The sequence below is a fragment of the Streptomyces sp. NPDC005263 genome, from assembly GCF_042872365.1.
GTDB lineage: Bacteria > Actinomycetota > Actinomycetes > Streptomycetales > Streptomycetaceae > Streptomyces.
Genome location: NZ_JBIAKJ010000031.1, coordinates 1 through 4,548 on the forward strand (window position 1 = coordinate 1; position 4,548 = coordinate 4,548).

Here is a 4,548-nt window from a genome sequence, read left to right on the forward strand (position 1 = left end):
CTGCGGCGGATAGTTCTTCATGACCACGAGATGTCCGTTCTCAGATCCTCAGGATCCAGTGTCTCGTGTGTCCAGGATCAAGGGTCAAGGCCCCACTGCCCCTCGCAGACGAAGGGCTGGCTCAAAACCTCTCCACGATCGACTGGCACACCCTCCAGCAGGTCCAGCTTGCGCGTTTGCCTGACGAACTTGTTGATGCTGCCGGCGACCACGTCAACCTTGCCGTACAGATGAGTAGCGGCGCCATTGGTGAGGAGTACATCTGGCACGGCATCGGCCTGCCCTGTGCCCGCGTGTGGGCCTTCCGACACGGAGCCCTGCGGCAGCACGCCGTTCGAGGAAGAGTCCTCCGGCCGGTCCGATCCTTGCCGCCGCCACGGCGGCCGCCAGCCGCCGGATCCATTCGGCTCCGGCTCACTGGGCTGGGGGGTGGCTGAATGAGCGGGCCCTAACGGCCCGAAATCCTGTTCTGACATGCACTGCCTCGTCTGTGATGGGGAACGGCGGACGCTGAGTGCGAGCGTCAGCGCCCAGGACTGTTGTGGTAGTAGGTGCCGACGCTGCCGATGACGTTGGTGTCTTTCATGGGCCCCAGGAACTGCATCGTGGTCCCGGAACCTGCAGGGGGCGGCGGCGGATCAGCCGGGACCGCGTCGGCGGCCGGGGGCAGTTCGGTGACATAGCCCTGCAGCGTCTCGGCCGCCATCCCCGGGACATGGAGCCGGCAGGGCTGCTCGAAGCTCTTGCCTTCAACGCGCGCGACAGCCGTCAGAAAGTGCGTCTGCTGCAGGTGCGGCGTGCGCCCGGCGTGCACGGTGCGGTCGAACACCGGTCCTGACAGGACGGCCGCGACGTAGGCCCCGTGCTTCGTCGCCGCGGTCATGGCCTGCCGCACTGCCTGGCTGTCGACCAGCCGGCAGGCCTCGTTGATGGCGTCGCCTCGGTGGTCAGGCAAAGAGAGGGGACCGACGTGGACGCTGACGCGGACCCAGATCGCGGATCCGCCGCGCAGCCGCGACTGGTCGTAGCGAGAAAGAGCCGCGTTCAGGTGGCCGAGCAGCGGGTCCACCAGCCGTGCAGTGTCACGCGCCGGCACCACGCAGATGGCGCCGTCGCCGGTGTCCCGGTAAGCACCCTCCCGCGAGCGGGGGTCGTCGAGCCCGCTCTGCGGGAAGACCGTGTTGAGGATGATGTCATCCAGGTCAGCACGGATCGGAGCCATCTTCGCTTCGGGAAGCTGGCTGTAGTTCCTCATGTCGACGACCAGGAGCGCATGCTCCGGGGGTACATCGAGACTGTCCGGAAGGACAGAAGCATCCATGGAAGCCGGGCCTTTCAGTCATGGCGGTCACAAGAGGTGCCATGCTGATTTAGGCCTTCTGCGGGTGGTGCCCAGGAATGGGCATCACTGTGATGCGGTGCGTCACGTTTCGGCACGGACGTGCCGTCGGATGGCCGCGATGTCGCGCACGACAAGCCCTCCGCCGGGGGTCGTGTCCAGCCAGCCCTGCTCGCGCCACGGCCTGAGAGCGGTGCCGACAGCGTTGCGGGAGGCACCGATCATCTGCGACAGCTCGGTTTGCGTGAGGCGGACCGACAGCTCGCGTGCTGTTGTTGAGGAGAGGTCCGCCAGGCGGGTCAGGGCCGAGGCCAGCCGGGCAGGAACCGACGCCGTGGCCAGCTCGAGCCGCACCGACTCCGCCTCACGTACGCGGGCGATGGCATGCCGCAGCAACGGCGCCAGTAAGTCGAACTTGTCCACGAAGGCAAGGAAGTCCGCGGCCGGGACGATGTGCACCACGCAGGTCTCCGCCGCAATGACTGACGCCGAGCGGGGCTGGGAGTCCAGCACCGCCAGCTCACCCAGCAGTTCACCGGCCCCCCGCACGGCCAGCAGGGTCCGTTCCCCCCTCTGGCCCGTCAGAGTCACGAGCGTGGAACCGGAATCCAGCAGGATCACATGCGTCCCGGGATCGCCCTGCCGTAACAGCACACTGCGCGCCGGCCGCGACCTCCGCGGTGCGAGATCACGCAACTGAGACCACAACTGCTCACCGATTACCGTGATATGCGGCTGATACACAGTCCCCCCAGGTGTGTCGCCCCTCACATCCGGATGATCTCAACATGGCATGTAGGTGATCAACAGCCCAATTCCGGCCACCGCCAGGGCAACCACCACCAGATCCACCGCCAGACGGACCGCCCGGAACTTCCGCCGCGCCAGAACGGCCATCACCGACAACCGTTTCTCCGCCAGGTGCCGTTGGCGCGCACTGCTCATCTCGGCAAAGGACGCCACCAGCAACCCGGCGTCCGCTCCCCGCCGCAACCCGAGCAGTTCGTCAGGCGCACCGGCCGGGGGAAGAACTGGGCGCAAAGCCCACAAGGCCGCGCCTACCGCCGCCGTCAACAACAACGAGGTTGACAGCAGCGCCACTTCAAGGCCGCTAGCGGCATTCACCCCGCACAACGTCGCCACGCCAGCCGTCAGAAGTCCCGCCGCAGCCCCGCACACGGCAGTGGCCTTGGCATCCGCTCGCTGCAGCTCGACGACCATGTCGGCAGCCATGGCCCGCAGCTGCAGCATTTGCTGCCCGTCTGCCCTCGCCACGTCACCGGCCCTGCGCCCCATGAGCACCCCCATGCGTCTCCAGGCGAAGCCCACCGCCGCATTGATGACTCGACTATGCTCCTCTTTCTTGCCAGGCGGTGCCCACCAGCGGGCCCCGTGCGGGCGTTGTAGGTCACGCAGGAGCGAGCGCCGCCGCAGAGGGCTCGGCGGACATTGACTTCGCTGTCAGGGTTCGACGTTGATGCCGTAGTCCGCGGCCAGGCCGACAAGCCCGGTGTCGTAGCCCTGGCCGACAGCACGGCGAAGTGGAACCCGGCGCCCACCCGACACGAGAGCCGGGCCCCTCAGCGTGCAGCAACCCGGAAAAGACCGCACCTCACAAACACAGAGTCCCCGTCAGCACACCGACGAGGACTCATGAACGATCGAGGCTAGACCTGCGGCGCGGTGGGCACCGCACTGCGGAACCAGTCTGTCGACCAGGTCTTGCGTACAGATTCCGCGCCCTGGTGCGCTGTTTGGTCTCCCCGGTGAGAGCAACTGGGCTGCTTGGTAACCCTGTTGACTGCTTCATCGCAAAAATGATCGAGTCTGGAGCGTACTTGCGAGTACGCAAAGAGGGCCATCGACCACGACCCTTGGGGGAACCATGCTGCAAAATTCTGTCCGTTCGCGGTTCAGAACCCAGTCCAGGCTGATGCTGGGAGCCGCTGCGCTCGCGTTGCTAGTGTCTCAGGCGGGCGGGGGAGCCGCGCACGCGGACGAAGCCGCAGATGACCTGCTGATGGTGTCCTCCGTGGCACCTGTAGGCGCCGAAATGCTCAGTCTGGATCAGCTCCAGTCGCAGGCCGCCGAAGGCCGCCTGACGGCCGAGGTCTCGCAGCAGGAAGTCGAGACCCAGACGGTCCCGGAGACCGTGGGACCGGCTGCTTCCTACGCGCGCCGTTCGGATACTCCTTCCGCAACGCCGTCTGATCCTGAACCCTTGGTATCTGCCACGGCAGCTGCGGCTGGCCTCTACCCGGAGCCCCCGCGGACCATGACGGCCGGGGAATGCGAGAAGGGGCTGGGAACCGACAAGAAGTTCTTCATCAAGTCTCGGTTCGCCGTCTGCTCCGGTGCCGAGTTCAGGCAGACCTGGATTCGTAACGGTACGCCGTCAGGAGAGAGCCGTTTCGTGCTTCTCGCCATCGGCACTGTGGCCAAGAACAGTCGCACCATGCACGTCCAGTACCGCTACACCCACCTGGATCAAACCGGCATCACAGGCACGAGCGGGTTGATGATCACACCGTCCGTGACAGTGCCGCAGAAGTGGCCGGCCAGCGCACAGTCCCACCAGGGCGGCCTCATTCCTGGAGCACAGAGCTGGGCTGCCCTCAAAGCGGAGTCGCAGCCGGGATTCATTCACGATCTGACGTTCGACAAGGGGCAGGGATCCAACCCGGACGACACCGTCTTCGCCGTCTATGAGCCATCGGTGAAGCTGCAGCCCACGGGCGGGTGGAGGATGACGGGCGCGCTGTCAGGCAGCCTGTTCTTCCTGGCGCCCCGCTGGGACACGGCAACCTACATCTCCCGCAGTGGCGGCGCCGTCTTCAGCTACGTGGTGTCCATGCCGTTCAGCACCAAAGCGGGAGCCAAGGAGCGGCTGGCGGCACAGCACATCAAGGACGCCTACACCAAGCCCACCGCCACCAAGCCGACGAACAGCAGCAAGAGCCTGCCCGGTCAAACAGCCGATCGGCCTCTCACCCGCCTCTACCACGACAAGCAGCGACGCACGGACAACCGGAACGAAGCCATCAAGACCTGCAAGAAAAACTGGGGGAACGACTACGCCAGCGGCGGCAAGGAATGCGACGAGTTTCCCTTCTCGGGCCTTGACCCTTGATCCTGGACACACGAGACACTGGATCCTGAGGATCTGAGAACGGACATCTCGTGGTCATGAAGAACTATCCGCCGCAGTT

Annotated in this window: 5 protein-coding genes; 1 reads left to right on the top strand and 4 read right to left on the bottom strand. The window is 65.7% G+C overall.

What is annotated here, in order from left to right; genetic code table 11:
• Positions 1-77: 77 nt before the first annotated feature.
• The 4 genes from ACFYRY_RS42900 to ACFYRY_RS42915 all read right to left on the bottom strand — a co-directional run bounded on the left by ACFYRY_RS42900 (position 78) and on the right by ACFYRY_RS42915 (position 2,590).
• Positions 78-476 (bottom strand): hypothetical protein, encoded by a 399-nt coding sequence (locus ACFYRY_RS42900; RefSeq protein ID WP_389158947.1) that lies wholly within the window; start codon positions 474-476, stop codon positions 78-80.
• Positions 477-523: 47 nt separating this feature from the next.
• Positions 524-1,255 carry a hypothetical protein gene (locus tag ACFYRY_RS42905; protein ID WP_389158949.1) on the bottom strand — a complete coding sequence of 244 codons (732 nt, stop codon included), beginning with the start codon at positions 1,253-1,255 and terminating at the stop codon, positions 524-526.
• Positions 1,256-1,423: 168 nt separating this feature from the next.
• The gene (locus ACFYRY_RS42910) at positions 1,424-2,083 is read right to left on the bottom strand and encodes a Crp/Fnr family transcriptional regulator (RefSeq protein ID WP_389158952.1); all 660 of its coding nucleotides are present in this window, start codon (positions 2,081-2,083) and stop codon (positions 1,424-1,426) included.
• Positions 2,084-2,122: 39 nt separating this feature from the next.
• Entirely contained in the window at positions 2,123-2,590 is a 468-nt protein-coding gene (locus tag ACFYRY_RS42915; protein WP_389158955.1) for a Pycsar system effector family protein, read from the bottom strand.
• Between the two features lie 682 nt (positions 2,591-3,272).
• Here ACFYRY_RS42915 and ACFYRY_RS42920 point away from each other — a divergent pair.
• Positions 3,273-4,469: a hypothetical protein gene (locus ACFYRY_RS42920; RefSeq protein ID WP_389158958.1), complete on the top strand. Its 1,197-nt coding sequence runs from the start codon at positions 3,273-3,275 to the stop codon at positions 4,467-4,469.
• Positions 4,470-4,548: the final 79 nt, after the last annotated feature.